Origin of the sequence: Flavobacterium sufflavum (assembly GCF_004016525.1) — a bacterium.
GTDB lineage: Bacteria > Bacteroidota > Bacteroidia > Flavobacteriales > Flavobacteriaceae > Flavobacterium > Flavobacterium sufflavum.
Window position 1 is genome coordinate 24,682 of the sequence record NZ_SACJ01000002.1, and the last position, 25,676, is coordinate 50,357.

At 33.4% G+C, this 25,676-nt stretch carries 31 protein-coding genes; 13 read left to right on the forward strand and 18 right to left on the reverse strand.

The features are described 5' to 3' along the window. Window positions 1-16: 16 nt before the first annotated feature. A complete protein-coding gene (locus EOD40_RS03020; RefSeq protein ID WP_128193437.1) occupies window positions 17-760 on the forward strand; it encodes a tetratricopeptide repeat protein in 744 nt (247 codons plus the stop codon). A 68-nt stretch (window positions 761-828) separates the two neighbouring features. Here the strand turns inward: EOD40_RS03020 and EOD40_RS03025 are convergent, their stop codons facing one another. After that, complete coding sequence (locus EOD40_RS03025) at window positions 829-1,332, reverse strand: CvpA family protein (protein WP_128193438.1); 504 nt, start codon at window positions 1,330-1,332, stop codon at window positions 829-831. A gap of 119 nt (window positions 1,333-1,451) precedes the next feature. Between EOD40_RS03025 and EOD40_RS03030 the strand changes: the two genes are divergently transcribed. The 5 genes from EOD40_RS03030 to EOD40_RS03050 all read left to right on the forward strand — a co-directional run bounded on the left by EOD40_RS03030 (window position 1,452) and on the right by EOD40_RS03050 (window position 4,957). After that, window positions 1,452-1,808: a hypothetical protein gene (locus tag EOD40_RS03030; RefSeq protein WP_128193439.1), complete on the forward strand. Its 357-nt coding sequence runs from the start codon at window positions 1,452-1,454 to the stop codon at window positions 1,806-1,808. A 110-nt stretch (window positions 1,809-1,918) separates the two neighbouring features. Continuing rightward, entirely contained in the window at window positions 1,919-2,938 is a 1,020-nt protein-coding gene (gene pheS, locus EOD40_RS03035; protein ID WP_128193440.1) for a phenylalanine--tRNA ligase subunit alpha, read from the forward strand. Between the two features lie 83 nt (window positions 2,939-3,021). Beyond that, complete coding sequence (locus EOD40_RS03040; RefSeq protein WP_128193441.1) at window positions 3,022-3,429, forward strand: hypothetical protein; 408 nt, start codon at window positions 3,022-3,024, stop codon at window positions 3,427-3,429. 224 nt (window positions 3,430-3,653) lie between these two features. Further along, on the forward strand, window positions 3,654-4,493 hold the full coding sequence (locus tag EOD40_RS03045; protein ID WP_128193442.1) for a DUF2971 domain-containing protein: 840 nt from the start codon (window positions 3,654-3,656) through the stop codon (window positions 4,491-4,493). Between the two features lie 149 nt (window positions 4,494-4,642). Continuing rightward, entirely contained in the window at window positions 4,643-4,957 is a 315-nt protein-coding gene (locus EOD40_RS03050; RefSeq protein WP_128193443.1) for a GIY-YIG nuclease family protein, read from the forward strand. A 159-nt stretch (window positions 4,958-5,116) separates the two neighbouring features. On the opposite strand, the gene EOD40_RS03055 is transcribed toward EOD40_RS03050, so the two are convergent. The 3 genes from EOD40_RS03055 to EOD40_RS03065 form a co-directional block, all read right to left on the reverse strand. Next, window positions 5,117-6,112 (reverse strand): NAD(P)H-dependent glycerol-3-phosphate dehydrogenase, encoded by a 996-nt coding sequence (locus EOD40_RS03055; RefSeq protein ID WP_128193444.1) that lies wholly within the window; start codon window positions 6,110-6,112, stop codon window positions 5,117-5,119. 278 nt (window positions 6,113-6,390) lie between these two features. Further along, the gene (locus tag EOD40_RS03060) at window positions 6,391-7,548 is read right to left on the reverse strand and encodes an iron-containing alcohol dehydrogenase (RefSeq protein ID WP_128193445.1); all 1,158 of its coding nucleotides are present in this window, start codon (window positions 7,546-7,548) and stop codon (window positions 6,391-6,393) included. Window position 7,549: 1 nt separating this feature from the next. After that, window positions 7,550-8,314, reverse strand: coding sequence for a type 1 glutamine amidotransferase domain-containing protein (locus EOD40_RS03065; RefSeq protein ID WP_164905444.1), 765 nt, complete (start codon window positions 8,312-8,314; stop codon window positions 7,550-7,552). Window positions 8,315-8,407: 93 nt separating this feature from the next. Here EOD40_RS03065 and EOD40_RS03070 point away from each other — a divergent pair, with 93 nt between their 5' ends. After that, the gene (locus EOD40_RS03070; protein WP_128193446.1) at window positions 8,408-9,304 is read left to right on the forward strand and encodes a LysR family transcriptional regulator; all 897 of its coding nucleotides are present in this window, start codon (window positions 8,408-8,410) and stop codon (window positions 9,302-9,304) included. Window positions 9,305-9,454: 150 nt separating this feature from the next. On the opposite strand, the gene nadD is transcribed toward EOD40_RS03070, so the two are convergent. From nadD to EOD40_RS03090, 4 genes are all read right to left on the reverse strand, one after another. Further along, the gene (nadD, locus tag EOD40_RS03075; RefSeq protein ID WP_128193447.1) at window positions 9,455-10,036 is read right to left on the reverse strand and encodes a nicotinate (nicotinamide) nucleotide adenylyltransferase; all 582 of its coding nucleotides are present in this window, start codon (window positions 10,034-10,036) and stop codon (window positions 9,455-9,457) included. Window positions 10,037-10,136: 100 nt separating this feature from the next. Beyond that, complete coding sequence (gmk, locus tag EOD40_RS03080) at window positions 10,137-10,709, reverse strand: guanylate kinase (protein ID WP_128193448.1); 573 nt, start codon at window positions 10,707-10,709, stop codon at window positions 10,137-10,139. Window positions 10,710-10,786: 77 nt separating this feature from the next. Then, the gene (locus EOD40_RS03085; protein ID WP_128193449.1) at window positions 10,787-11,647 is read right to left on the reverse strand and encodes a YicC/YloC family endoribonuclease; all 861 of its coding nucleotides are present in this window, start codon (window positions 11,645-11,647) and stop codon (window positions 10,787-10,789) included. 163 nt (window positions 11,648-11,810) lie between these two features. Continuing rightward, a complete protein-coding gene (locus EOD40_RS03090) occupies window positions 11,811-12,170 on the reverse strand; it encodes an arsenate reductase family protein (protein ID WP_128193450.1) in 360 nt (119 codons plus the stop codon). A 44-nt stretch (window positions 12,171-12,214) separates the two neighbouring features. Between EOD40_RS03090 and EOD40_RS03095 the strand changes: the two genes are divergently transcribed. Both EOD40_RS03095 and EOD40_RS03100 read left to right on the forward strand, forming a co-directional pair. Then, entirely contained in the window at window positions 12,215-12,709 is a 495-nt protein-coding gene (locus tag EOD40_RS03095) for a DinB family protein (RefSeq protein ID WP_128193451.1), read from the forward strand. Window positions 12,710-12,753: 44 nt separating this feature from the next. Further along, entirely contained in the window at window positions 12,754-13,209 is a 456-nt protein-coding gene (locus tag EOD40_RS03100; RefSeq protein ID WP_128193452.1) for a DinB family protein, read from the forward strand. 79 nt (window positions 13,210-13,288) lie between these two features. Here the strand turns inward: EOD40_RS03100 and EOD40_RS03105 are convergent, their stop codons facing one another. Next, on the reverse strand, window positions 13,289-14,104 hold the full coding sequence (locus EOD40_RS03105; protein WP_128193453.1) for a THC0290_0291 family protein: 816 nt from the start codon (window positions 14,102-14,104) through the stop codon (window positions 13,289-13,291). A 250-nt stretch (window positions 14,105-14,354) separates the two neighbouring features. On the opposite strand from EOD40_RS03105, the gene gdhA reads away from it, so the two are divergent. The 4 genes from gdhA to EOD40_RS03125 all read left to right on the forward strand — a co-directional run bounded on the left by gdhA (window position 14,355) and on the right by EOD40_RS03125 (window position 18,075). Continuing rightward, the gene (gdhA, locus tag EOD40_RS03110; RefSeq protein WP_128193454.1) at window positions 14,355-15,698 is read left to right on the forward strand and encodes an NADP-specific glutamate dehydrogenase; all 1,344 of its coding nucleotides are present in this window, start codon (window positions 14,355-14,357) and stop codon (window positions 15,696-15,698) included. A gap of 137 nt (window positions 15,699-15,835) precedes the next feature. After that, a complete protein-coding gene (gene recO, locus EOD40_RS03115; protein WP_128193455.1) occupies window positions 15,836-16,549 on the forward strand; it encodes a DNA repair protein RecO in 714 nt (237 codons plus the stop codon). A 112-nt stretch (window positions 16,550-16,661) separates the two neighbouring features. Beyond that, the gene (locus EOD40_RS03120) at window positions 16,662-17,414 is read left to right on the forward strand and encodes an SDR family oxidoreductase (RefSeq protein WP_128193456.1); all 753 of its coding nucleotides are present in this window, start codon (window positions 16,662-16,664) and stop codon (window positions 17,412-17,414) included. Between the two features lie 76 nt (window positions 17,415-17,490). Beyond that, a complete protein-coding gene (locus EOD40_RS03125; RefSeq protein WP_128193457.1) occupies window positions 17,491-18,075 on the forward strand; it encodes a TetR/AcrR family transcriptional regulator in 585 nt (194 codons plus the stop codon). 159 nt (window positions 18,076-18,234) lie between these two features. Here the strand turns inward: EOD40_RS03125 and EOD40_RS03135 are convergent, their stop codons facing one another. The 9 genes from EOD40_RS03135 to EOD40_RS03175 all read right to left on the reverse strand — a co-directional run bounded on the left by EOD40_RS03135 (window position 18,235) and on the right by EOD40_RS03175 (window position 25,629). Beyond that, window positions 18,235-18,963 carry a hypothetical protein gene (locus EOD40_RS03135; protein WP_128193458.1) on the reverse strand — a complete coding sequence of 243 codons (729 nt, stop codon included), beginning with the start codon at window positions 18,961-18,963 and terminating at the stop codon, window positions 18,235-18,237. A 58-nt stretch (window positions 18,964-19,021) separates the two neighbouring features. Then, window positions 19,022-19,801, reverse strand: coding sequence for a sterol desaturase family protein (locus EOD40_RS03140; protein ID WP_128193459.1), 780 nt, complete (start codon window positions 19,799-19,801; stop codon window positions 19,022-19,024). Between the two features lie 137 nt (window positions 19,802-19,938). Next, window positions 19,939-20,778 (reverse strand): SDR family NAD(P)-dependent oxidoreductase, encoded by an 840-nt coding sequence (locus tag EOD40_RS03145; protein WP_128193460.1) that lies wholly within the window; start codon window positions 20,776-20,778, stop codon window positions 19,939-19,941. Then, a complete protein-coding gene (locus tag EOD40_RS03150) occupies window positions 20,768-21,763 on the reverse strand; it encodes an NAD-dependent epimerase/dehydratase family protein (protein WP_128193461.1) in 996 nt (331 codons plus the stop codon). Before EOD40_RS03150 ends, EOD40_RS03145 begins: the two co-directional genes overlap by 11 nt. After that, window positions 21,760-22,449 (reverse strand): CPBP family intramembrane glutamic endopeptidase, encoded by a 690-nt coding sequence (locus tag EOD40_RS03155; protein WP_128193462.1) that lies wholly within the window; start codon window positions 22,447-22,449, stop codon window positions 21,760-21,762. Before EOD40_RS03155 ends, EOD40_RS03150 begins: the two co-directional genes overlap by 4 nt. Before the next feature lie 10 nt (window positions 22,450-22,459). After that, window positions 22,460-22,966: a DUF6134 family protein gene (locus EOD40_RS03160; RefSeq protein ID WP_128193463.1), complete on the reverse strand. Its 507-nt coding sequence runs from the start codon at window positions 22,964-22,966 to the stop codon at window positions 22,460-22,462. A 201-nt stretch (window positions 22,967-23,167) separates the two neighbouring features. Continuing rightward, window positions 23,168-23,518 carry a hypothetical protein gene (locus tag EOD40_RS03165; protein ID WP_128193464.1) on the reverse strand — a complete coding sequence of 117 codons (351 nt, stop codon included), beginning with the start codon at window positions 23,516-23,518 and terminating at the stop codon, window positions 23,168-23,170. Between the two features lie 114 nt (window positions 23,519-23,632). Then, complete coding sequence (locus tag EOD40_RS03170; protein WP_128193465.1) at window positions 23,633-24,736, reverse strand: helix-turn-helix domain-containing protein; 1,104 nt, start codon at window positions 24,734-24,736, stop codon at window positions 23,633-23,635. A gap of 65 nt (window positions 24,737-24,801) precedes the next feature. Next, entirely contained in the window at window positions 24,802-25,629 is an 828-nt protein-coding gene (locus tag EOD40_RS03175; protein WP_128193466.1) for a hypothetical protein, read from the reverse strand. Window positions 25,630-25,676 lie beyond the last annotated feature (47 nt).

Genomic DNA, 25,676 nt, shown 5'->3' on the forward strand with positions numbered 1-25,676 from the left:
CAAAGAGCATTAAAAAATGAAAAACATACTTTATATATTATTGTTGGTAAGCCAGGTTTTCTTTGCCCAAAATGGCTTTGAAAAAGGGAATGATTTGTATAAAAACGGCAAATACGAGCAGGCAATTGATGCTTACAACTCGGTTTTGAGCGATAAGAAACAATCGGCGGAGTTGTATTTTAATTTGGGAAATTGCTATTATAAGTTAAACAAAGTGGCACCGGCAATTTACAATTACGAAAAAGCTTTGGTGTTGAATCCTAAGGATAACGATATTGCCAATAATTTGAGATTTGCCCAAAAGCGTACCGTAGATGAGATAAAAGTGGTGCCTAAAGTAGGTTTTGCAAAACTGCTGCGTGATTTCACAGCAATTTATCATTACAATACCTGGGCCTGGATTTCGGTAGCTTTTTCAGCCTTTTTTTTGCTGTCGTTTTTAGGTTATTATTTTTCAGCATTGACACTTAATAAAAGATTATTCTTTTTTGGAATGTTTGTCATGCTCCTGATGTTGCTTATTAGTGTTTCCTCAGCTATTTTCGAAAAAAGTCATTTCAAAAACGAAAGACCAGCGATTGTTTTTGCTGAAATGACCGATGTAAAAAACGAACCTCAAAGCAAAGGTGCCAGCGTTGTAATTTTGCACGAAGGAACCAAAGTTTTTGTAAAGGAAACAGTAGACAATTGGAAAAAAATCCAATTAACTGATGGAACCGAAGGCTGGATTGATAGCGAAGCTATTCAGGAAGTGAAGTAAATAGTAATCAGTGTTCAGTTATTAGTTTACAGTTTTTTTGCTGCCGGAAACTGAACACTAAAGGCTGCTTACTGTTTTTTTAAACCTCCATACCATTTTGTGATAGAAGGATACATAAAACCCGCTGTTTTTTGAATCGGATTGTAAAAAATGGATTTATCAAGCGTTTCTTTTTTAGCAAAAAAGTGATTGTAATTTATTTTTTCGAAAACAGAAAAGACAAGTCCAACGATTAATACCGTTTTTAAAATACGAAATAATCCTCCTCCAGCTTTGTTAATCCAACCTAAAAACGCAAAATCAGCTATTCCAGTAAGTATTTTGGCCAAAAAGTGAATCCCAATCGCAACGAGGATAAATGTAAGGATGAAAGCAATTACCTGAATGGTGTTAGGATTCCAATGTACAAAACCGGAAAGAATATCCTTGGTAATAACCGAGAATTTCACGGCAAAATAAACTCCAATCATTAAGGAAAGAAAGGATGCCAATTCGAGAAAAAGTCCGTTTGCAATTCCTTTGTACAATGCAAATGCCAGTAAAGCGCCTAAAATAATGTCTAAAAAACTCATAGTAAAAATAGAAAATAATAAAGAGCAAAGATAAAAGAATTATGTTGGTATCTTTGCCTAAAATAATTTTATGTTTTGTGAAGGTATAACTCATAACTCATAACTCATAACTGATAAAAATGTCAAGAGACACACAACTTAAAGAGCGCTGGGAAAAGCTCGTCGATATACTTTCTAATCAATTTTCGCAAGGTGAAGATTTAGATTTAGACGCCATTATTTTTTTAATTGGAGTTCAGGAATTAGGTAAATTTCACCGTGAATATAAAAAAGATGAGAAGCTAAACCTGATGCACATTGCTATTTGTCGATTGTTAGAGCCTTATGGTTTTTACGAATTCGAATTTTTTGATGAAGATGGCTGGCCACATTACAAAGTAAAAGAAGAATTGCCGCCTTTGAAGGCCGGAGAGCAAACCGTTTTAATGAAAGAGGCAATCGTGAATTATTTCATAGAAAAACAACTGATTGATTAGTGATTTTAGGGTAATGATTACGGATTTTAGATTTGCTTCAAAAACTCATAACTCATAACTCATAACTCACAACTTTTTCCTAAATTTGCCCTCTCAATTATTGGATGAAAATGATAGATAAGATAAAAGAATATATTGGTGAAGCTCAGGCTTTTTCAACACAAGACACTGCCGAATTAGAATCATTTAGAATTAAGTTTTTAGGAAGTAAAGGAATTCTAAAAGAATTTTTTGCCGAATTTAAAAATGTACCTAACGAACAAAAGAAGGAATTTGGTCAGGTAATTAACCTGCTTAAGACTTCTGCAGAAGAAAAAGTAAAATCAATCCAGGAAACTTTAGAAAGCAAGGAAGAATCTAAAGGGATTTATGGCGATTTGACCCGTGCTGCCGAACCGATAACTATAGGTTCCCGTCATCCTATTTCTATCGTGAAAAACCAAATTATAGATATCTTCTCAACCATTGGATTTAATGTTTCCGAAGGTCCGGAAATCGAGGATGATTGGCATAATTTTACTGCCTTGAACCTGCCAGAATACCATCCGGCACGTGATATGCAGGATACTTTTTTCATCCAGACCAATCCTGATATTTTATTGCGTACCCATACTTCATCAGTTCAGGTGCGTTATATGGAGAATAATAAACCGCCTATCAGAACCATTTCTCCGGGACGTGTTTTTCGTAATGAAGCCGTTTCATCACGTTCACACTGTATTTTCCATCAGGTGGAAGGATTGTATATTGACAAAGACGTTTCTTTTGCCGATTTGAAACAAACGCTTTTGTATTTCACAAAAGAGATGTTTGGAAAGTCAAAAATCCGTTTGCGTCCTTCTTATTTCCCGTTTACGGAACCAAGTGCCGAAATTGATATTTATTGGGGATTAAAAACTGAAACCGATTACAGAATTACTAAAGGAACAGGTTGGTTAGAAATTGGTGGTTGCGGAATGGTAGATCCTAATGTTTTGAAAAACTGTGGCATCAATCCTGACGAATACAACGGATTTGCTTTTGGAATGGGAGTAGAGCGTATTGCGATGTTGTTGTACCAAATTGGAGACATCCGTATGTTTTATGAAAACGATGTACGTTTCTTAGAGCAATTCAAATCGATAATATAATTTTAAAAAAGGTCCTTAGTCCCTAGTCCTTAGTGAAATATTTTTTGCTAAGGACTAGGGAGTAGGGACTCTTCACTTAATATATGAAAGCTGATATTACAATCCCCGAAGTAGAAAACGTATTTATTGCTGCCGTTCAGGAATGGAGCGATGATTTTATGGAGAAAGTTTGGTACGCTTATTTAGTAAACGACAGCGATTTTAACATTGAAAGTGCCATGGTGGTTTCTAAAGCTTTTGGAACTATCGATGGCGAAATGAAGAAAACCTCTATTTTGCGTCACGCTTTTGTGGAAGTTCCTGCTGTTTCAGTAGTGAAAATAGAAATGGTAGAGAAAAGTGTTTTAGCCTTGAATAACGAATTCATGCTGACTTTCTTCATTGGAAACACTTTGTACGACAAGAAATTTATATTTAAAGCCAATTCAATTAACGAAAACAATACTGAAGAAGTGCCGATTCTGTTTGTAGATGGTGTGATTGTTCGATAAGCTATTAGCTAAAAAAATATTGACCGCAAATTGCTTCGCCAATTCGCTATCGCTCGAGCCGCAGATTATAAATGTGAATCTGCGGTTTTTTTATTTCATGTTTTGTAAGTATATTTTCTATATTTGGGTTGAAATAATTATACCATTGTCATCAAAACAAAATAGAAGACTTTGTTTTGACAAGTTATAAACAAGTTAAATGCCTTATACTACATCCGAAACTCATGAAATTTAAAGACGAACTTCAATTAGAATGGGCAATCGAAAATTATGAATATTTGCATCAATTTCGAGTTTTTGATACCGGAGTACAGCATTATACCTCGATAGCAAAGAATAATATTCAATTTTCACATCCAAAATATTTATATAAATTTTTTGACAATTCTGATAATAGTCTAAACTCTTTATTGAATAATTATTTGTATTTCTCTAACCCAAATTATTTTAATGATCCATTCGATTGTCTTGTGAATCGTGAAAAGCAGATTGTATCTAGTTCAATTGATATGGAGAAAGCTAAAATTGAAAGAGATAATCTTGGAGTATGTTGTTTTAGTTTAATAAACAATAATCCATTAATGTGGGGGCATTACACAAATAGATATAAAGGTTTTTGTGTGAAGTTTAATTCTGAATCTCTAGTAAAAAAAGATTCAGAATTAATGACACATGTATCATATTTAAAAAATTATGAACCTCATAATTCAAATTTACAAGAATGTATTAAAAGGCTAAAAGCAAAAAAATTAGATAAACAATATGAAAATGGGCTACATAAACTTTTAATAATGCAGTTTGAGTATTCTTGGAAATATTATGACTGGAAATATGAACAAGAATATAGAGCTATAACACTTTCTGCTAATTCGTTTAATAGGAAATCTGAATTCGATAAAAAGCATTTAGAAGAAGTTTATATCGGGTATAAAATGAAAACTGATTGTCCGAATTATTATAGTTTACTAATGGATATTTTAAAAAACCATTATGAACATACAAAGATTTTTGAAGTTTTACCACACGCATTAGTTGTTGAATTAAAATTTAATCCACTTAAATAATAGACTACTAAATTATAGTTAGTATAGTCCTGAGGATTTGGGATGTATTCTGTATCTGTAAAGATTGTCAAAAGAAGCTAGTGAATACACAAACTTGTCATTCCGACGAAGGAGGAATCTCCGCAAAGTAATTAACCCAAAGTTGAGCTATGCAATTTCAAGAAGGTTATCATACATATTACATTTACATCATTACCAATAAAGCGAAAACGGTTTTATACACAGGTGTGACTAATCATCTAAAAATTAGATTGCAACAGCATAAAGACAATATAGAACAAAGGAATAAAACTTTTGCTTCAAAATATCAGGTGTGTTATTTATTGTATTTTGAAAAGTTTACTTGGATTCAGGAAGCAATAGCCAGAGAAAAAGAGATTAAGGGTTGGCGCAGGGAGAAAAAGATGGATTTAATTAAAACTATCAATCCTGATTTAGAATTTCTTAATTATTTGTTCGAATAAACCTAGATTGAAGAGATTCCTCCTTCGTCGGAATGACAAGTTTGTAGATTAGCTGTTATGAGTAGTAATAAAGTTCGTCTGCAAATACATAAAATAAAACCGCAAATTCAGATTTATAATCTGTGAATCTGCGGTCTTTTTTATCTAAACAGGATTAAACTAATCCAGTTTTTCAGTCAGTTTTTTAAATACGGTTTTGGCATTTTTACCTTCGTATAAAATTTCATGAACGGCGTCTATAATTGGCGTTTTGGCACCATAGCCTTGGTTGAGTTTGTAAGCGCTTTTAGCGGCATAGTAACCTTCGGCAACCATGCTCATTTCCATCTTGGCACTTTTTACGGTGTAGCCTTTCCCAATCATGTTTCCGAACATTCTATTTCTTGAAAAAACCGAATATCCTGTAACCAACAAATCGCCCAAATAAGCCGAATCATTGATGTTTCGTTTCATCTTGTGTACTTTTCGAATGAATTTCTTCATTTCGCGAATGGCATTACTCATCAAAACCGATTGGAAGTTATCGCCATAGCCTAAACCATGAGCAATTCCTGCTGCAATAGCATAGATGTTTTTAAGCATGGCAGCATATTCGGTGCCAATAATATCATCGGTAATTTTAGTTTTGATGTAATTTCCAGCCAGATTTTTAGCTACATTCTTGGCTTTTTCAGCATCGCCACAAGCAATAGTCAGATAAGACAAACGCTCTAAAGCAACTTCTTCGGCGTGGCAAGGTCCGGTAATTACGCCAATATTGTAATAAGGAATGTCGTATTGAAAATGAAAATGCTCCCCCACAATCAAACTCGTTTCGGGAACAATACCTTTTATGGCTGAGAAGATGATTTTATCTTTAAGGGAAACGGTTAATTTTTGTAATTCGGCATCTAAAAAAGCCGAAGGAATGGCAAAAATAACATAGTCAGCATAAGCAACAGCTTCGTTGATGTCATTAGTAAGTTTTAGCTTTTTGGTGTCAAACTCAACAGAGCTAATGTAGTTTGGGTTGTGTTTATGCGCTTTTATATGCTCAATTGCCGATTCATTACGCATATACCATGAAACTTCAGAAAGATTGACGCAGAGCATTTTTGTAATGGCTGTTGCCCAGCTTCCACCACCAATTACTGCGAACTTTATATTTTGACTCATCTTTTTATAGTTTAATCAAAAGTACTTAAAAATGTAGTAATGAAGCAAGACTTATCGTTTGGAATTGGGTTTTAGTTTATTGGAAGAATAATATGTTTTTATTTTTTTTTCTATCAGCATACAATAAAAAGAAGTTTGTTTTCGTTGTAAGTTTCTGTATATAAATAATTTGTGTTTAGTGTAATGTTAGTATTAGTTAATTTAGTTTTGGTGTTATTTAAAAGGCGTCTAAGAAATTTCGAAGACGCCTTTTTTGTTGATTTAGAAATAAGTAAGAATTAGTAACTTAATTCTACAATTGCTTTTAGTTTTTCCAAAGTAATATTTTGTTTTTCTCCCATAGCTTTCCAGCCTCTTTCATCAAAACGGTTCACGATAAAATCAGCAGTCTTGTTGTAGTTATCCGTGTATTGGGACAATTTAGTGTCTATTCCCATCGTGTGGAAAAATGCGACTGTTTTGTTGATGGCTTCATTAGCAATTTCGTCATCAGTTCCCGATAAATTAAAGATACGTTTTCCGTATTGGGCTAATTTTTCTTTTTTGGTTTCAAATATAACGCGGTATAAATTAGGTCCAATAATAGCCAATGTTCTCGCATGGTCAATTCCGTATAAAGCTGTTAATTCGTGACCAATCATATGCGTTGCCCAGTCAGTTGGAACTCCTTTTGCGATTAATCCGTTTAAAGCCATCGTACAACTCCACATAAAATTAGAAGCCAACGCATAATCGGCAGGATTCTCTACTACTTTTGGTCCCACTTCGATTAAGGTTTGCAAAATTCCTTCGGCAATTCGGTCTTGTAAATAACCTTCATGTGGATAGGTTAAATATTGTTCCATTACGTGAGTAAAAGCATCAACAACTCCGTTTTGCAATTGTCTTTTTGGTAAAGATTCAATTACCGTTGGATCACAAATGGAGAATTGCGGAAATAAAGCGCTTCCGCCAGAGGCTAATTTCTCCTGAGTCGCTTTAATCGTTACCACATATCCCGAATTCATTTCGCTTCCCGTTGCCGGAAGTGTTAGAATTGTTCCAAATGGCATCGCATTTTCTTTTATTAAAATATGTTTTTGAAGAATATCAATTGGATTACCTTCATAATGTACGGCAGCCGAAATGAATTTAACGCCGTCAATTACCGAACCGCCGCCTACAGCAAGGATGAAATCTATTTTTTCTGCTTTTATAATTTCAACCGCTTTCATCAAAGTTTCAAAATGCGGATTCGGTTCAATTCCGCCAAATTCTACTATTTCAAATCCTTTAAGATTCTCAATTACTTGTTGGTGAATTCCATTTTTAAAAATGCTTCCGCCTCCATAAGCCAATAAAATTTTGGCAGCTTTCGGAACTAATTCTGATAGTTTATTTATTTGTCCTTTCCCGAAAACCAGTTTCGTAGGATTGTATAATTCGAAGTTTAACATCTTATTTTTTAGTGTTTAATTGTTCTAATAATTTTTGTGCTACTAGTTTAGATGAGGCTGGATTTTGTCCTGTAATTAATATGCCATCTTCAACGGCATAAGGTTGCCAGTTTTCGGTTTTAGAATAAATACCACCATTGGCTTGAAGTACCTCTTCTAATAAAAACGGAACTACATTAGTCAGTCCTACCGCAGCTTCTTCAGTGTTTGAAAATCCGGTTACTTTTTTCCCTTTTACTAAATATTCGTCTTTTATTTTTACGTCTTTTAATACTGCTGGTGCGTGACAAACAAAGGCAATAGGTTTATTGTTGTTGTAGAAAGATTCAATCAATGTAATCGAATTTCTGTCTTTGGTTAAGTCCCATAATGGGCCGTGTCCGCCAGGATAAAAAACGGCATCATAATCGGCTTCTTTAACATGAGCTAATTTTAACGTGTGTTTTAGTTTAGCCAATAATTCAGTGTCGGCATCAAATCTTTTGGTGTCTTCGGTGGCTGATGCAGGATCAGCACTTTTTGGGTCAATTGGAGGTTGTCCGCCCAGAGGAGTGGCAATGTCAATTTGGATTCCCTTGTCGGCTAATTCATAATAAGGTGCAGCCAATTCTTCTGTCCAAAATCCTGTTTTTTCTCCTGTATTTCCCAGTTTATCGTGACTGGTAACTACAAATAATACTTTTTTCATAGGTGTTTTATTTTGTGCTGTTGCAGTAAAAGAAGCTACAGCTGAGATTATAATGCTGAATAATTTAAATTTTTTCATAGTTGATTTTTTTTTTTGTTGTTACAAATTTAGGACAGATATGTTATTAGTAAAAATAATTTAAATTATGTTTGTGATAAATATATTTATATCATGGTGAATTTAGAATGGTATCGAACGTTTAAATCGGTATATAAAAACGGAAATTTTTCATTGGCAGCCAAAGAACTATTTATCAGTCAGCCAGCGGTGAGTCAGCAAATTTCTATGTTGGAAGCCCATGTGGGTTATAAATTATTCAATAGAAAATCGAAAGGAGTTGAACCAACAGAATACGCTAAGTTACTCAATAACTTGATTATAGAAGCTTTAGATCGTTTAGAAAATGTAGAAAATGGTTTCCGTTCTAAAGCTTTTGATGCCAATCGTTTAATTACGGTAGGAATCTCGAAACATTTGTTTAGCAGTATGGCCAGTCTTTTGATTTCAAAATTCGATTATATTGATTTTAGTTTTCAGGAAAATGATGCGCTTTTCGAATTGGTAAATGCTAAAAAGATTGATTTTGCTATTGTAACCAAAAAGTATGACACCTTTGATACCTTGCAAAAAAAGTTGGGTGACATTAGGCAAATCATCGTAAGTTCAAAAAACATTGATGCTACAAAGCTGCAATCGGACATCAAGAATAGCGATTATAACGCCATTGAAAATTGGCTAAATGACCAAAAATGGTACAGTCATGATTCCGGAATTCCTCATATAAAATTGTTTTGGTTGCATGTTTTCAATAAAAAAAGACCTTCAATGGTTTCTAATTACATCATTCCATCAGAGTCCGAAATGCTGGATGTACTTTCTAAGAATTCAGGTGTAGCGGTGACTTGGAATGTAAATGCCAAATCTTTTATTCGAAATGAAAAATTGCAATTGCTATGGGAAACAAATCAAATGCCTGAAACTTCAGTGTATCTTTTGTCAGCTAAAAATACGGGTTTTAATTTGGCCACTCAGGAAATCGAAGAAGAGTTGAAAAAAGTTTTGAGTTAGTTAGACAATTTATTTCACATAAACCATCATCGTTTAATTCCTAAATACTTATATGATCTTATTTTTAAAACAATATAAATTATAAGCAAGAGATAAGATAAAGCCAAAAACTTATATGACTTATATGGTTTTAAAAATTGAAGTTATGATTTACTTTTTATAAAATAAATTATGGTCGATATATTCCCAAACTTTAGTGGGAATTAGAGGACGGACATTTTTACCTAATTTGATGTTTTCCCGAATAAAAGTTGAAGAAATTTCAACAACAGGAGCGTCAATTAAGCGGATTTTAGGATGGTTTTTAAATTCCAAATTTTCAACTTCCGAAGAAATACGTGGATACACATAAATCTCATGATGCGCCAAAATGGCTTCGTAATTCTTCCATTTGTGGAAAGACTTTAGATTGTCTTCACCCATAATCAAAGAAAATTGATGATGCGGATATTTCTCTTCCAGATGCACTAAAGTCGTTACCGTATAATTAGGTTGAGGAAGTTTGAACTCAATATCCGATGGTTTTAGTTTTGGATAATCTTCGGTGGCGAGATAAACCATTTGCAAGCGATGGTAATCGTCCAGCAGCGTGCTTTTTTTCTTCAAAGGATTGTGAGGTGTAACCACTAACCACACCTGATCTAAGTCGGAATGCTCAGCCATGTGATTGGCTATAATGAGATGTCCAACATGAATGGGGTTGAAAGTGCCGAAATACAATCCTATTTTCATATTATTTTGTTTCGCAAAGATTCGCAAAGATTTTCAGGAAGATTCACAAAGTTTTTGTGTATCTCTGTGCTTTCTCTTAGCGAATCTTTGTGTAATAATTCTATTTATTCACAAACTCTTTTACTAATTGAGTCGCTTCTTCTAATGCCACTTCTAAATCATAATTTTTTATAACCACATCAAATTGCGGAGCAGTTGCCAGTTCTACGTGAGCCTTGGCGATACGCATATTGATTTTTTCTTCGCTTTCGGTAGAGCGTTCTTTCAAGCGTCTTTTTAGTTCGTCCACACTAGGTGGTTTTACAAAAACAGCCAAAGTTTCTTCGGGAAATTTATGTTTGATGCGTAATCCGCCTGCCACATCAATATCAAAAATCACATTTTTGCCCAAAGCCCAAATGCGTTCTACTTCACTTTTTAAAGTTCCGTAAAAGTTATCTCTGTAAACTTCTTCCCATTCTACGAAATCCTCGTTTTTGATATGTTTTTTAAATTCGTCCAAAGAGATAAAATAGTAATCCTTTCCGTTTACTTCTTCGCCTCTGGCTTCACGGGTTGCAGCCGAAATAGAAAACTCTAAATTCAAGTCTTCTTGTTTTAATAAATGCCTAACTATAGTTGTTTTTCCAGAACCTGATGGTGCCGAGAATACGATTAATTTTCCTTTCATAATTTAGTGATTAGTCCTTAGTCCTTAGCGTTCAGTCCTTAGTTTTTTTCTAGGGACTATGTACTAAGGACTAAATTAGTCTATAGAACATTCAAAACCTGTTCTTTGATTTTTTCTAATTCGTCTTTCATCATCACGACTAATTTTTGCATTTGTGCGTGATTGGATTTAGAACCCATGGTGTTAATTTCACGTCCCATTTCCTGGGTGATGAAACCTAATTTTCTTCCGTTGGCTTCTGTTCCGTTGATGGTTTCCAGGAAATAATCCAAATGATTAGTCAAACGCACTTTTTCCTCAGTGATGTCTAATTTTTCTAAGTAATAGATTAATTCCTGTTCAAAACGATTTTCGTCAACGTTTACTTTTAACTCATCAATGGCAGTTTGCAAACGGTCTTTGATGGCCTGAACGCGTTCCGGATCAAGAGCCAGCGCATCGTTCATGTATTGACGAATGTTTCCAATACGCAATTGGAATTCTTTTTCCAGCGAAAGACCTTCATCTTTTCTAAAAGAAAGAATGTTGTTTAAGCTTTCGTTGATAACGTTTTTTATCTGAGCCCATTCGTTTTCGTCAATTTCCTCTCTTTCCACTTTCATGGTGTCGGGCATACGCACGGCCATTTTCATCAATTCGGTTTCATCAGCATCAGCATACACTTCTCTTAACTGGTTGATGTAGGCTTTTACAATAGGTACATTGACTTTAGTCGAAGTTTGCTCAGCGGTACTTTCGATATAAATAGAAAAATCTACTTTTCCTCTTTCTAGTGTTGAGGCAATTTGTGTACGCAATCCCAATTCCATTTCGCGGTAAAGCGAAGGCATTCGTACATTTAAGTCTAAGCCTTTACTGTTTAAAGATTTGACTTCGACTGTTATTTTTTTGGTTGGTAATTGCAAAGTGGCTTTACCAAAACCCGTCATAGATTGTATCATATTGTTTCTTAAAAAGTGCTCAAAGATACTAAAAAAGTATTCAGTTGTCAGTTTGCAGTTTGCAGAGTAGAAAAGGTCTAAATATTAGTTTAACCATTAAGTAATTAAGAGAGTTTAGACTTAAAATTCCTTAATTTCTTAATGGTTTGTATGGAATTGGAAATTATTTGTTTTCCAATGCTTTCATTACCTGAAGGATATTTTGTTGGCTGTTGCCAATGAAAACTTTGCCATCAATAATAAAAACCGGGCGACTCAGGAAAGTGTAATGTTCCAGAATGTATTTTTTAAAATCATCCTCGGTCAGGTCTTTGTCTTTTAATCCCATCGATTTGTACAATTGTGCTTTTTTGCTAAAAAGTGCTTCGTAACTTCCGGAAAGGGCGTACATTTCTTCCAGTTCTTCAGTAGTAATTGGGTCTTGTTTGATGTCGTGAAAAACTAAATTGTGATCTTTTGGTAATGATTTGATTATTTTTCGACAAGTATCACAAGAAGCGAGATAGTATATTTTGTTAGCCATAGTTTTTATTTCTTTATGCAAAGAAAAATCATTTACGACGTTAAATGCTTAATTTTATCGAAAATTTATTAATTCGAATTAAGGTGCAACAAGTATTTGAAACTACAATCAAGTCAAGAAATATGATTTTGGAAATGCTTCAAAATTATACTTTGGAACAATTAAATAAAATTCCGCCTGGTTTTAATAATAATTTGATTTGGAATATTGGGCATATTATAGTCGCCCAGCAGGTTTTAGTTTACAAATTATCGGCTTTGCCCATGATGATTGCTGATGAAATGGTCGAGAAATACAAAAATGGTTCCAGGCCAAAGCGGGATGTAACCGAAACAGAGTTGGAAGAAATTAAAAAATTACTTTTAAGTACTATTAATAAAACAACTGCCGATTATAATAATGGAATTTTCAAGACTTATAATGAATATACAACTTCAATAGGTTTTAATTTGAAAAACGTTGAAGAAGCCATTGCTTACAATAATTTTCATGAAGGACTTCATATTGGGATTATGATGACTCTTAGAAAGTTTATTTAGTACAAAAACAGTATTTTTGCGCTAAAATTTACAAACTCAATACAATGAAAGATATTTTAGAGATTACAAAAACCAGCAGAAACATGGTTTCTAAGTTGATTCAAGGTTTTACTTTAGAGCAATTGAACAAAGTTCCGGCAGGTTTTAATAACAATTTGATTTGGAATGTGGGGCATATGGTTGTTACACAGCAATTGTTAGTTTATAAATTAGCAGGTTTGCCTGTGATGGTTTCTGAAGAATTGATAGAGAAATACAAAAAAGGAACTAAAACCGAGCATGTAGCTACTCAGGAAGAAGTAGATGAAATTTTGTCTTTACTACACAAAACAGTAGCTCAAACTGAGACAGATATTGACAATAATTTGTTCCAAAATTTTAACGAATATCCAACATCTACAGGATTTGTTTTAAAAACCAATCGCGATTCGATGGAGTTTAATAATTTTCACGAAGGACTTCATATTGGTGTGATTATGGCTATTCGAAAATTGGTCTAATCCATTCGATTGAAAATATTTTATAGTAAAAGAGCTTCCACCGGAAGCTCTTTTTATTTTTAATGAGATAGTTTAATACTTATTGCAAGTAGTAAATGTAGCCTACATTTAACCAAACCAACCAATCATTAGCTTTGTTTTCTTTATATAGATCTGGATTTGGTTTTAAGCCATCAACCCAGTCCGAGAAGTAATATTGGAATCTTAAATCAATCATTAAATCGCTTAATGGAGCCAGTTTGTAACGTGTTCCTACACTTGAAACAATCGACCAAACGCTGCCACCTTCGGTGGAAAAACCATATTTACGATCGTCTGTTGGAGTCAGGTATTTTGGATATGTAGTTAAAGGCGTTCCTAAAGGGCCTAGAGAGGAATGGGCTTCGGCATTGTAGTAGCTAAATTGCGCTCCAAGGCTGACAAAAGGGCCTAAACTACCTATTGTTGCTGAAAAGTCGCGGATGCTTAAAGGGAAATATTCTAATTGCATTCCTAAGTTGGTCACAGAGGTGCTCCCTTTCATAGCGCGAAGCTGATTAGCCTGAAGAGAAGTTCTTGCAGGGCTAACCCATTCGCCAAAGTGTTCTAATTCGGTTTTGTTGTATGATAATTCACTTCTTAATTTAAAGTGATCGTTAAAATAAGTTTCAGGACTGTAACAATCACATTCTGCAGTATAAGAAAAATTTATATAATGGATAAGACCTACGCCAACGCCTGTATTTCCTAAATTGGTACTGAAATCATGACGCTCACCATAATCCGATTGAAAAGCAACGGGTCCGGCAATAGCTCCTATTTCATGCGAGAAACCATATTGCGCATTTATTCTATTGGATATTCCAAGCAATAGAAATAGGGAAAATAATAATGTTAGCCAATTATTTTTGAGCATGTTGATAACAATTCGAGTATGAACAAAGATATGAAAAAGCTTATTTAACTACTGAAATAATTGGGAAACTAGATGAAATTGATTTTTTTAAGATGAATTGCTTTATTGAGAAAAGTTTTCACTATTATTTTTTAAAAATAACAAGACTATTCTTTGTTTTGTGTGTAGATTTTGAATAGAGTCTTTGTATAAAAATGTATATTTGTAAGAGGAGTAAAATGTTTTTTTAACGCTAAAAACCCAAAGTGTCATGTCTCAAGCTATCCAGAATTTTGTACAAGAAGTTACTCTTAAAAATCCCAATGAGCCTGAATTTTTACAGGCAGTTTTAGAAGTTGCTGAAACGGTAATTCCTTTTATCGAAGCAAATCCAAAATACAAAAATAAAATGCTCCTGGAACGGATGGTCGAAGCTGAACGAACTATTATTTTCAGAGTGGCCTGGCTTGATGACAAAGGACAAATTCAAATCAATAGAGGGTTTCGCGTTCAGATGAATTCGGCTATTGGCCCATACAAAGGCGGACTTCGGTTTCATCCTACGGTAAATTTAAGTGTTTTGAAATTTCTGGCTTTTGAGCAAACTTTTAAAAACAGTTTGACAACTCTGCCAATGGGTGGAGGAAAAGGAGGTTCTGATTTTGATCCCAAAGGAAAATCAGATATTGAGGTAATGCGTTTTTGCCAGGCCTTTATGACCGAATTATGTAAACATATTGGTGCTGATACTGATGTTCCGGCTGGAGATCTTGGTGTTGGAGCCAGAGAAGTGGGCTATTTATTTGGCCAATATAAAAAAATCAGAAATGAATTTACCGGAGTTCTAACGGGGAAAGGAATCTCTTTTGGAGGTTCTTTAATCAGACCCGAAGCTACGGGGTATGGCGTGGTTTATTTTGCGCAAAACATGTTGGCTACTAAAGGGAATGATTTAAAAGGCAAAATTGTTGCTGTTTCGGGTTCAGGAAATGTGGCGCAATATACTGTTGAGAAAGCTACTCAACTGGGAGCGAAAGTAATTACAATGTCGGATTCTGACGGTTATATTTATGATTCCGATGGAATTGATGCCGAAAAATTAGCTCATATAATGCATTTAAAAAATGAACTAAGAAGCCGAATTAATGATTATGTGACAAAATATCCAAAGGCAAAATATATTGCCGGAGCAAAACCCTGGGAGCAAAAATGTGATGTGGCTTTGCCTTGTGCTACCCAAAACGAATTGGATGAAGAAAGTGCCAAAGCATTAGTTGCTAATGGATGCATGTGTGTTGCCGAAGGAGCTAATATGCCTTCGACTTATGAGGCAGTTGTTGTTTTCCAAAAGGCCAAAATATTGTTTTCTCCTGGAAAAGCATCTAACGCGGGTGGGGTAGCCACTTCGGGATTAGAAATGTCGCAAAATTCTTTGCGAATGAGTTGGACTGCCGAAGAAGTAGATGAAAAATTAAAAGCCATTATGCTCAATATTCATGCTGCTTGTGTGAAATATGGTGCTGATGGTGATGGTTACGTAGATTATGTAAAAGGGGCAAATATTGCCGGTTTTGTAAAAGTTGCCGATGCCATGCTGGCTCAAGGGGTGGTTTAGTTTTTTAGTCCTTAGTACATAGTCCCTAGTGTTTAGTATAAACGTTAGGGACTTTTTTTATAAAGCTAAGGACTCACTAACTAAGGACTAAGGACTCTTTTGGCTATCTTTGCGACTCATTTTTATAAATTGGATTCATGCAAATTAAAACCAAGGCAATTGTTATTTCGGCTTTAAAATACCAGGAAAAAAGCCTGATAGTAAAATGCTTTACGTTGTCGCATGGATTGAAATCCTATTTTGTTCGTGATGCTTTTTCGAGTCGGAAAACAAGTCAAAAAATGGCATATTTTCAACCGATGACTATTCTTGAAATTGAGGCCAATCATAAAAACAAAGGAACCTTAGAACATTTTAAGGAAATTAAAATTGCAGCTCCATTCCAGTCGATACATTCGGATATTTACAAGAGTACTATTGTAATGTTTATTTCTGAAATTTTGCATCATTCTATTCATGAAGAAGAAAAAAATGAATCGCTTTTTGTTTTTTTAGAAGCTGCATTGCATTGGTTAGACGAACACGATGATATGGCTAATTTTCATATGATTCTGATGCTGGAAATGACCAAGTACTTTGGCTTTTATCCTGATGTTTCCGATATAGATATGCCTTTTTTTGAAATGAACGAAGGTATTTTTACTCCGTTTCATGCTATCGGTTCTTTAAGTGAGCATGAAAGCAATTTGTTCAAAAAACTCATTGATTTAAAATTCGATAGCAATCAAAAAGTGTTTCATGTTATCGAAAGACAATTGGTTTTAAAAATTCTCATCGATTATTATTCGTATCATTTAGACGGTTTTAAAAAGCCAAAATCCCTAGAGGTTTTAAAGGAAGTTTTTTCTTGATTTTTCAAATAGTTAATATTAACAAAACATTAACACAACCAATAACGGAACGTTCGTTCCGTTATTATACATTTGTATTATCAAATTGTAATAATCATTAAAAAATAATAAAATGAACAAATTATCAAACAAGATTGCCATTGTTACCGGAGGAAATAGTGGAATTGGTTATGCAGCTGCCAAAGATTTTAAAGAAAATGGTGCAAAAGTTATAATTACAGGAAGAAATGAGCAAGCTACATTTAAAGCCGCTCAAGAATTAGGAGTAACCGGAATAGTTTCTGATCAATCTGATTTGAAATCAATTGATAGTTTGGTTGATGAGGTAAAATCAAAATTTGGAAAAATTGATATCGTTTTTTTAAATGCTGGATTGGCGGCTTTTGCTCCTTTGGATCAAGCTTCAGAAGAACATTATGATGCTATTATGAATGTAAATGTGAAAGGAGTTTATTTTACATTGCAAAAATTACTTCCAATTTTAAATGATGGAGCTTCTGTTGTGCTAAATACATCAATTAATGCGTCTGTAGGAATGCCAAATTCTAGTGTGTATGCAGCAAGTAAAGCGGCTTTGTTGTCTTTAAATCGCGTTTTTGCTACTGAATTAGCTCCAAGAAAAATTAGAATTAATGCTATTTCTCCTGGTCCGGTAGAAACACCACTTTATGGGAAATTAGGTTTGAATCAAGAAGAAGTTGACGGTTTTGGAAAAATTTTAGGCGAAAAAATTCTTTTGAAACGTTTTGGTCAGGCTGAAGAAATTGCAAAATCGGTTACTTTTTTAGCTTCTTCTGATGCTTCATTTATCACCGGAACAGAGTTGATAGTTGATGGTGGTTTGACTGTTAATTCAGTGGTTTAATTATTTTTTTGATTAAATTTGGAATGATTGTTCCAAATGGTTAGCTTTGTATATAATTATATACAAAGCTTTTTTTATGTCACGTGCAAAACGATTTAAAGAAGAAGAGATTCTTGATAAAGCAATTTCGCTTTTTTGGGATAAAGGATTTAATGGAGCTTCGGCACAAGATTTAGTCGATCATTTAGGTATTAGCCGTTCAAGCATTTATGATACATTTAGCGATAAGCGTACACTTTTTATAAAAGCATTGCAGCAATATCGTAAGAAAGCAGGCGATGGACTGAAAGAAGTATTCGCTAATTCAAAAGATGTAAAAGAATCAATTCGTGCAATTTTTCAACAAGCTGTTTTAGAAACCTTACAAGCTTCAGAAAACAAAGGTTGTTTTATGGTAAATACAACGACCGAATTGGCAATTCACGATAACGAAATTGCAAAAATTGTAAACGATAATCGTAATGAGATACAGCACTTTTTCTTTGAAGCTATCCAAAGAGGTCAGGAAATCGGTACGATATCGAAAGATAAAGACGCCTTAGCTTTGTCGCGATTTATTTTTAATAGTTATTCAGGTATTCGGGTATCTGCAAGATCTTCAGGAATGGATAAAGCCACCTTGGATGATATTGTAAAAGTGACACTCTCGGTTTTAGATTAAAATAATAAATAAACAGCGCTATAGACATGCCTTTTTTCGAAATGAGCGAAGGCGTTTTTATTCCGTTTCATGCTATCGGTTCTTTGATCGAACATGAAAGCAATTGGTTTTAAAAAACCAAAATCTTTGGAATTTTTAAAAAAGAGGTCTTTGCTTAAATTATTTTTTTAAAGATTTGATTTGTTTTTTTGGGTCAATTTTTAATTTAATTCCTAATGAAATGATATACGGTTCTTGTTCGAATGAGGGATTCGTTAAATTATAACTATGAACGTATTGGAGTTGGAATTTTAAATTTTCTAATCCTGCTTGAATAGTAAGGGCGGGTTCCAGTAGCCAATAGGCATTATTTGTTTTTAAATAATTTGGGTCAAAATCGGTTGAATTTGAACTTCCATTGATGTCTTTGTAATTTAGATGGACAATTCTTGAAGAAAGAGAAGTTGAGAAATGTTTCCGACTGTAGCTTAAGCTTGGTTGAATTCCAACACGGTTGAATTTTGCTGAGAAATTATTGGTTCCAGATGTGTTTTTTTCAAGTTCAATTTTTCCAAAGCCAAGCAATCCATAAGTTTCAAATACAAAATTTGAAGGTAAGTTTTTAAAATAACCAGCACCTATTTCTAGTATTCTTCCTGTTGCTTTGTAGTCATTAGAGCTGTCTCCTTTAACCCAATCTCCATTTAATTGTAAGGCGATGTGATTAGTTATGGCATGAGCAGCCTGGATTTCAAAGCCGTGAGTGTAGTCGCTTTCGTTTAATCCAATTCCTAAATTTGTTTGACCTTTAGATTTCATAATAGGTATATTTTGAGAATTGGGCACATAGTATTCGGGGCCACATCCTACTAAGGTAAGGATTGTAATGATGAATAAAATTGTTTTCATGATGTTAGTTTTAAATTATAAACTATGTTGTTGATTTTGAATAGGAATAGTCAAAATCTCATTGGATGTTTTTATTTTTTTCTTTAAATATTTCAACCCATTCGTGAAATATTATTATTAATGGATTATATGATTTTATGTTTTTTGGCAATCCATATTTAATCTGAACTTCTTTTAGCTCCTCTTGAAAAGTACCAAACAAGCGATCGAATATTATTAACACATTGCCGTAATTTTTATCAATATATTCTGGATTCGATGAATGATGTACACGATGGTGGGAGGGTGAATTTAGGATTGCATCAAAAATCCAGAAATTTTTAATGATTTGAGTATGTTGTATAAATGAGAAAAGGAATCCTATTGTTTCAACTGAAAAGATCATAGTTGGACTAAATCCGAGAAATAAAAGAGGAATCCAGAAGATGTTGTGTAAGAATAAACTAAAAAAAGGTGTTCTTACAGCAGTTGTGAAATTGAAAAATTCAGAGGAGTGATGGTTTACATGTATGGCCCATAAAAATCTTTTTTCATGACTAAGTCTATGAAACCAGTAATAAACAAACTCATTTAAAAAAAATAGAATTAAATAGGTTGTTAACGTTTCAGGTAATTTTATGGTTGAAAATTGATATAAGTAGGTCCATATTGCAATCCATATCCCTTTTGTAAGTACTCGGCTAATTACAGCTACTAAACCAAAAAAGATATTAATAAGGCAATCTTTAAGATTGTATAAATTGAGCTTGTTTCGAAGATTATAAAAGATTTCAATTGCAACAGATGATATATATATTGCAAGAAAAATATAAAACGAAAAATTGACACTATTATTCATGACTTTATTTTAATATTTATGATGATTGAATTTAATTGAGAAATTATTGGTTTTAGATGTACTGTTTTTAAAATCAACTGTTTTAAAACTAAGTCATCTATAATTTTTGCAGCTATGTTTTTACGCTTACCGTTACATTATCTAATTCTGTCTGGGAGTAGTTCGTGATTTCGATTTCCGATGTTGTATGATTTAAATTTATTGACATGACTGTTAGCAATCATTTTAATAAAGAAGGAAGGCAGCAACTTATCAATTAACAAAAACAGTTTGTTCATGAAACCAGGAATAATAATTTCATCCCGATTTAATAGTCCTTTAATAGCTATTGATGCAACTTCATCCGGATTCATGATGGATTGACGCGCCAACCAATGATTCGACTTATTCGTCATTATTGTTGTTGGATTCGTGTTCATGCCTCCAGGACAAATGACACTCACATTGATGCCGTCGGAACTTAACTCAGCACGCAGGCTTTTTGAAAAAGAATAAACATAGGATTTAGTGGCGCCATACACTTGTTTTTTTGCCAAATAGAAGAAACAGCTCAGACTGCTTACATTTAAAATATGGGAAGGTGTATTCGCTTTCAACATATCAAGAAACAGGCTGGTTAGTAATGTGGTTACCATTACGTTTAATTTCACTTGTTTTTGATAAAAATCGATATTTCCTTCTTTAAAGAACATGGTGCTTCCTAAGCCCACATTGTTGATGAGCATATTAACAGAAAGATTCATTTGCTCTACTTCTTTGAAAAGCATCATGCAGTTCTCTTCAACAGAAAGGTCTTTTTCTATAGGAACCACATCAACGTTGTAATTTTGAATTATAAATTCGGCCAGTTGGTTGAGTCCGGAATCCGGTAATGAAACTAGGATTAAATTCATTTTTCTTTTGGCACATTCTATTGCCAGTGCTTTTCCGAATCCTTCGCTGGAACCGGTTATTAAGGTGTAAAGTTTAGTTTTCATGATTTTGATTTTTTAGTGAATGAATCGTGTATTGCAGACCTTCGGTGATAGGAGTAATTTTGTATCCTAAATGCGTGATGGCCTTATCACTGCTGAAGATTTTATTGCAAAAAATTTGTTTGATGCTTTTGTTGGTGATAAATGGTTCCTTGCCTATTGTATAAAATTGAATCCATTGGAATACCGATAAAATTTTAGCAAAGATTTCAGGGATTTCAATAAGTTTTACTTTTGTATCAGCAATATTTTTTACTGTATTGAAAAAGTCTTTATAAGAAATATTTTCGCCTCCCAAAATATAATTCTCCCCAGGTTTTCCTTTGTTTAATGCCAGAATGTGACCTTCTACCACATCGTCGATAAAGCAGTAATTTGAAATCAGATGGCTGGGTTTTGGGATGAAAGTGAGTTTGCCGTTTATGAAGTTTTCAATCACTTTATTGATAGATATATCTTTTGTTTCCCTGCAACTATGTCCGTAAATTTTGGAGGGAGATGCTATTATGGTATATAGTCCTTTTGAAGCGTATTCTTTGACAAGTTTCTCTGCTTGAGATTTTGTGGTGTCATAATCACAGGAAAAAGGTGTTGTTCGCGAATCGTTTTCTGTTAATGTTTTTCCATCAGATGGTCCAATAACGCTGCAACTGCTGGTAAACAGAAATTTTTCTACTCCTGTTTCCAGCGATTTTTGAAGTAAGTTTTGGGTTCCTTCAACATTAACTTTGTAAAATTGTGTAGCATCGCTATTAAATATTTTTACCATAGCAGCAGCATGATATACTTGTTTACATCCTTTGATTGCTGCAGATATGGATGGAACATCGGTTATGTCACCTTGAAATACCTTGATATTTTTATGTTTTGGAATATTGAAAGAATTGGGGTTCCTAACCAATATATGTATTTCATTATTTCGTTCGGCTAAGGTAAGTGCCAGCTTGTGGCCAATTTGTCCTGTAGCTCCTGTGATTAAAATTTTCATGACTTTAATGTTTTTAATCGTGTTGAATCTAATCGATAAAAATTGATTTCGTAGGCCAATGAAAATGCTATATGCAGCATTATGGCAGGCCAAACAGCATTAAATAAGAAACTAAATAAACAGGCTGTAATTCCGAAAGGGATACAGGCTAAGATTTCTTTTCGGCTGTTGAACATGTGTAAGAGAACATAGAGAAAGATGTTGAGCATAATGGCTAGAGGTCTTCCTATAATTGAGGCGGTTTCAAAAAGTAAACCTCCTCTAAACCATAATTCATAGGAAAACAGGAATAAGGCTCTTGTTATAAAATAAGTTGTAAAAAAGAGAGCCGATAGTTGAAAAACACTTTCTGAGTTGTCTTTTTTTTCGTGAGCAGATTTACTTTCTTTAAAAGCAATAAAAAGGATTACAATAAAAGTTAGAGCATAAAGCAGTACGTTTTTTATTTCTATTGTTTGAAGGTCAATCAATATATCTAAGAAGAAATCTTTTAGGATCATCATAGGAACTAATCCGAGCCAAATGGCACCAATAAGATGTGTATATAACAACTGTTTGGGTTTTGAGGTGAAATCTCCGTTGTCATCAATCAGTCTTTGACTACCATCTTTGATGCTTTTTTGATTAAATACAAAAAAGAGAGTATAACTAATCAGGTATAGTAAAAAAGTAGTTGTAGGTTGCATGATTTTCTTTTTAATATTTAATAATTATTTCTGCGATATAGAATTTATGTTGCATCTTAACTTTAACACAAATGCCTTCTTTGTAGTAGTAGCAGTTGTAGTTTCCATTTGGAAATTTCATTCGGTATCCTCCGTCATCTGCTTTTGACAATTTGATAAAACGTTGTTGATTCTCACAATATACTTCTTCGGCGTTTTTAGGTTCCTGAAAGAAGAGACTCAGTAAATTGGTGTCAATCTTAGGGCACGAAAGTTTGGTTTTTTTGTCATTTTCGAGAATCTCATATTCATTTTCGACGAATCGGATTTCTTTGTTAAGATTGGTTTTACCATTGGTTTCTCTGAATTGTGAAGAATAAATAAGTTTGCCGTTTTCATAAGTTGATGTTTCTTTGGAAAACACCCTAATTGGAAATAAAAGTCTGGTTTTGATTTCAGAGATCAATAGTAAATCAGATTTGTTTCCGTTGTCATTTTTTTCAAGTCGAAGCCAGCCAATGTCGTTGCCACTAAACATTATTTTGTAATTAAGGCGTGAGTTCTGAGAAAAGGATATAAGGGGTAAAAAGGCTATTAGTGTTATGCAAAAACAAATTAGAAGTTTAGTGATAATAGTTTTCAGGTAAGAAACTATTTTTAAAGAGTTCGATAAAATATTTTGGGTGAGATATTTTTTTAATAAGGTGTAACAAATGATTAGTAACATGATTTCCAGGATTTAATTTTTGGAGAATGTAAAATCGTCAAAAACAAAATCGCTGTTTAAAGTTTCTATTGGGATTGTAATAGGGAGTTCAAAAGAAATTATAAATTCTACTTCTTTTAGAAAAGTTTTGTTTTCTGTTTTGATTTCTGAAATTAGAGTGGTTTTTTGAATATTGTATTTTGATACAATTAGGGAGCTGTCATTTACAGATAATAGTGTTGTTTTTTCAAACAGAGGAATTTGTTTTATTATATAATTCTTATCAGTAAATAAGAGATTTTCTTTCGAATCTATAGCTGCATAGGTATGACAACTTTGGATGAAGAAAGAAATTGCGATTAAAGGAGAAATAGGAGTTTCCATAACTTTGATATTTAAATTACATATCAAAATTAGTTTGGCTTCAAAAAAGCCTTATCCCAGATTGTCTATTTTGCAGAAATCAGGATGCATTGAATAATATAGGACTACTAAGTCTTACATTTCTTTATATTCTGAAGGAGTTTGGGAAGTGAATTTTTTAAAAGCAGTGTAGAAAGTTGATTTTGAGTTAAAACCACATTCTAATCCAATAGCTACGTTAGTATAGGCTGAATAATTTGGGTTTGTTAAATATTTTTTGGCTTTTTCGACCCTTAAATAATTGATATAATCCGAAAAATTATAACCGCTTTCCTGATTGATTAAGTGGGATAGTTTACTGGTGCTGATATTCATTTCAGAAGCCAATTTCTCTAAACTAAAAGTGGGATCAATGTATCTTTTGTTTTTTTCAATATAACTCTTGATGGGTTTGAATTTGCTATCGCTTGATTGGACGGTTACATGATTGTTTTCTTTGTTTTTTTCTTCCAATTGGATGGCTTTTCTTAATTCAATTCGCTCTGTCATTAGAGAATAATTATAAAATCCCTGATAGCTAATCCAATATAACAATGTGGTAGTGCTGAGTCGTAAAGGATAGTATATTAATACTTGTGGATTTAATGTTTTGTCTAAGTTTAATAAGATGGCACAAACCCACATGAGAATGATCATGGCTCCCAAAAACATTAAATTTCGCAGCCATTTTAAATTGTCAAAAACTAATATCTGTTGGTATAAGTCGGTATATTTAAATAGTACTAATAGTGTTTTAATAAAAAGAAAAATAGAGTAGGAAGCATTGATAATTTCTTCTATTTGCACATATTTTGCAATAAGCATATTTTTCCCCAAATGATAATAATGTGGGTACAATGCAATTCGAATCAATATTTCTATAATAAATATCGAAAAAGAGATGTACACAAAGGAGGAAATTTTCTTTTCAATTTTTAGATAATGGGTTAAAAAAACATAAAAGGAGGGTACTATTAAAACATACCACGGAATTTGCAATCTTTTTATAAAAAATGGGGCATCCATTAAAAAGGTTTCCAAAGAAAAAGCCTGAAGATTATTAAGTATCAAAAAGGCAATAACAAGATTGAGATAAAGTATGGCTTTATCCGTTTTCTTTTTGAAGAATAGTGTTGTGATTATAAAAATAATCCCAAGTAGTACTCCAGATATCATTACAAAGTCAAATACTTGTTTCATTTTTTGTTAGAATTAATTTATCTATTACATTCTTATGCTAAGAGTAAGTTGTAAAAAGCTCATGGTTATAACTTAAAACGGTATGCGGCACTCAATTTGATAAATGAACCATCAACTCTGCTGGTTTCATTGATTTTAATATTGTTTTCTATTGTGCTGGTCCTGATTTTTCTAAAAAGACTCCAGCCCGGTTCTATGGTAATGCAAATAGGTTTGGTCAGATAATAATCTAAAAATAAAGAGAGTTGATTGTCGTATAAGGTGATGTATTGTTGGTTGTTTATTCGATAGCTGTTCATCGGGGCACGGAAAGTCAATCCACCGTAAAATTTTGTGTTCCATTTATGTTCAAATGAAAGTCGGCCTGGTAGTAATCCAAAAATATAATTGGAGTCATTTATTTGCCAATTCAAACCTGCTAACGGGATTACAAACCAACCAAAGAATTCTTTATTTGCATAGATGCCAAAACGGATTTTTTTATTTGTCTTTTTTGAAAAAGTAGTAAAGACGATGGTACCAAATTGGAAATTATCATCTGTAAATAATTTTTCGCCATTCCAACTCAATATAGTTAATAAAGTAAGAGACCATTTCGATTCTCCTATCGAAGTAATCAGACCCATCGGCAATCGCAATGATTGTATTGTCGAGGATTGAAAGTCGGTGTCTTCCAGAGTGATTTGATTGTTGCTGTAAAATGGACTTACAAAAAGATAATTGTTGTTCTTTATCTTGATAGGGAGTTCGCTACTTATTTCTGAGATTTGAAAAAGAGAAGTTCCGTATTGGTTGTTTTTAAATGCATTTGTATGCCTAACTTGAAGAGGTTCAAAGTAGGATTGTGAAAAAAGAGATGTTGTGAACAATATGATTAATAAACTTCGTAACATGATTTGAGTTTTATTAGTGATAGAATTCTCCTTTTCAATATTTCTAA

What these genes read in the sequence shown, in the direction of transcription:
- EOD40_RS03105 (WP_128193453.1), bottom strand. Translation starts at nt 14,104, where the DNA reads ATGCTCAAAAATAATTGGCTAACATTATTATTTTCCCTATTTCTATTG.
- EOD40_RS03025 (WP_128193438.1), bottom strand. Translation starts at nt 1,332, where the DNA reads ATGAGTTTTTTAGACATTATTTTAGGCGCTTTACTGGCATTTGCATTG.
- EOD40_RS03155 (WP_128193462.1), bottom strand. Translation starts at nt 22,449, where the DNA reads ATGCAACCTACAACTACTTTTTTACTATACCTGATTAGTTATACTCTC.
- EOD40_RS03150 (WP_128193461.1), bottom strand. Translation starts at nt 21,763, where the DNA reads ATGAAAATTTTAATCACAGGAGCTACAGGACAAATTGGCCACAAGCTG.
- EOD40_RS03145 (WP_128193460.1), bottom strand. Translation starts at nt 20,778, where the DNA reads ATGAAAACTAAACTTTACACCTTAATAACCGGTTCCAGCGAAGGATTC.
- recO (WP_128193455.1), top strand. Translation starts at nt 15,836, where the DNA reads ATGCAAATTAAAACCAAGGCAATTGTTATTTCGGCTTTAAAATACCAG.
- EOD40_RS03175 (WP_128193466.1), bottom strand. Translation starts at nt 25,629, where the DNA reads ATGTTACGAAGTTTATTAATCATATTGTTCACAACATCTCTTTTTTCA.
- nadD (WP_128193447.1), bottom strand. Translation starts at nt 10,036, where the DNA reads ATGAAAATAGGATTGTATTTCGGCACTTTCAACCCCATTCATGTTGGA.
- EOD40_RS03120 (WP_128193456.1), top strand. Translation starts at nt 16,662, where the DNA reads ATGAACAAATTATCAAACAAGATTGCCATTGTTACCGGAGGAAATAGT.
- pheS (WP_128193440.1), top strand. Translation starts at nt 1,919, where the DNA reads ATGATAGATAAGATAAAAGAATATATTGGTGAAGCTCAGGCTTTTTCA.
- EOD40_RS03030 (WP_128193439.1), top strand. Translation starts at nt 1,452, where the DNA reads ATGTCAAGAGACACACAACTTAAAGAGCGCTGGGAAAAGCTCGTCGAT.
- EOD40_RS03135 (WP_128193458.1), bottom strand. Translation starts at nt 18,963, where the DNA reads ATGAAAACAATTTTATTCATCATTACAATCCTTACCTTAGTAGGATGT.
- EOD40_RS03040 (WP_128193441.1), top strand. Translation starts at nt 3,022, where the DNA reads ATGAAAGCTGATATTACAATCCCCGAAGTAGAAAACGTATTTATTGCT.
- EOD40_RS03050 (WP_128193443.1), top strand. Translation starts at nt 4,643, where the DNA reads ATGCAATTTCAAGAAGGTTATCATACATATTACATTTACATCATTACC.
- EOD40_RS03140 (WP_128193459.1), bottom strand. Translation starts at nt 19,801, where the DNA reads ATGAATAATAGTGTCAATTTTTCGTTTTATATTTTTCTTGCAATATAT.
- EOD40_RS03055 (WP_128193444.1), bottom strand. Translation starts at nt 6,112, where the DNA reads ATGAGTCAAAATATAAAGTTCGCAGTAATTGGTGGTGGAAGCTGGGCA.
- EOD40_RS03125 (WP_128193457.1), top strand. Translation starts at nt 17,491, where the DNA reads ATGTCACGTGCAAAACGATTTAAAGAAGAAGAGATTCTTGATAAAGCA.
- EOD40_RS03095 (WP_128193451.1), top strand. Translation starts at nt 12,215, where the DNA reads ATGCTTAATTTTATCGAAAATTTATTAATTCGAATTAAGGTGCAACAA.
- gdhA (WP_128193454.1), top strand. Translation starts at nt 14,355, where the DNA reads ATGTCTCAAGCTATCCAGAATTTTGTACAAGAAGTTACTCTTAAAAAT.
- EOD40_RS03090 (WP_128193450.1), bottom strand. Translation starts at nt 12,170, where the DNA reads ATGGCTAACAAAATATACTATCTCGCTTCTTGTGATACTTGTCGAAAA.
- EOD40_RS03065 (WP_164905444.1), bottom strand. Translation starts at nt 8,314, where the DNA reads ATGAAAAAATTTAAATTATTCAGCATTATAATCTCAGCTGTAGCTTCT.
- EOD40_RS03160 (WP_128193463.1), bottom strand. Translation starts at nt 22,966, where the DNA reads ATGTTTAGTGGCAACGACATTGGCTGGCTTCGACTTGAAAAAAATGAC.
- EOD40_RS03045 (WP_128193442.1), top strand. Translation starts at nt 3,654, where the DNA reads ATGAAATTTAAAGACGAACTTCAATTAGAATGGGCAATCGAAAATTAT.
- EOD40_RS03100 (WP_128193452.1), top strand. Translation starts at nt 12,754, where the DNA reads ATGAAAGATATTTTAGAGATTACAAAAACCAGCAGAAACATGGTTTCT.
- EOD40_RS03085 (WP_128193449.1), bottom strand. Translation starts at nt 11,647, where the DNA reads ATGATACAATCTATGACGGGTTTTGGTAAAGCCACTTTGCAATTACCA.
- EOD40_RS03060 (WP_128193445.1), bottom strand. Translation starts at nt 7,548, where the DNA reads ATGTTAAACTTCGAATTATACAATCCTACGAAACTGGTTTTCGGGAAA.
- EOD40_RS03165 (WP_128193464.1), bottom strand. Translation starts at nt 23,518, where the DNA reads ATGGAAACTCCTATTTCTCCTTTAATCGCAATTTCTTTCTTCATCCAA.
- EOD40_RS03170 (WP_128193465.1), bottom strand. Translation starts at nt 24,736, where the DNA reads ATGAAACAAGTATTTGACTTTGTAATGATATCTGGAGTACTACTTGGG.
- EOD40_RS03070 (WP_128193446.1), top strand. Translation starts at nt 8,408, where the DNA reads ATGGTGAATTTAGAATGGTATCGAACGTTTAAATCGGTATATAAAAAC.
- EOD40_RS03020 (WP_128193437.1), top strand. Translation starts at nt 17, where the DNA reads ATGAAAAACATACTTTATATATTATTGTTGGTAAGCCAGGTTTTCTTT.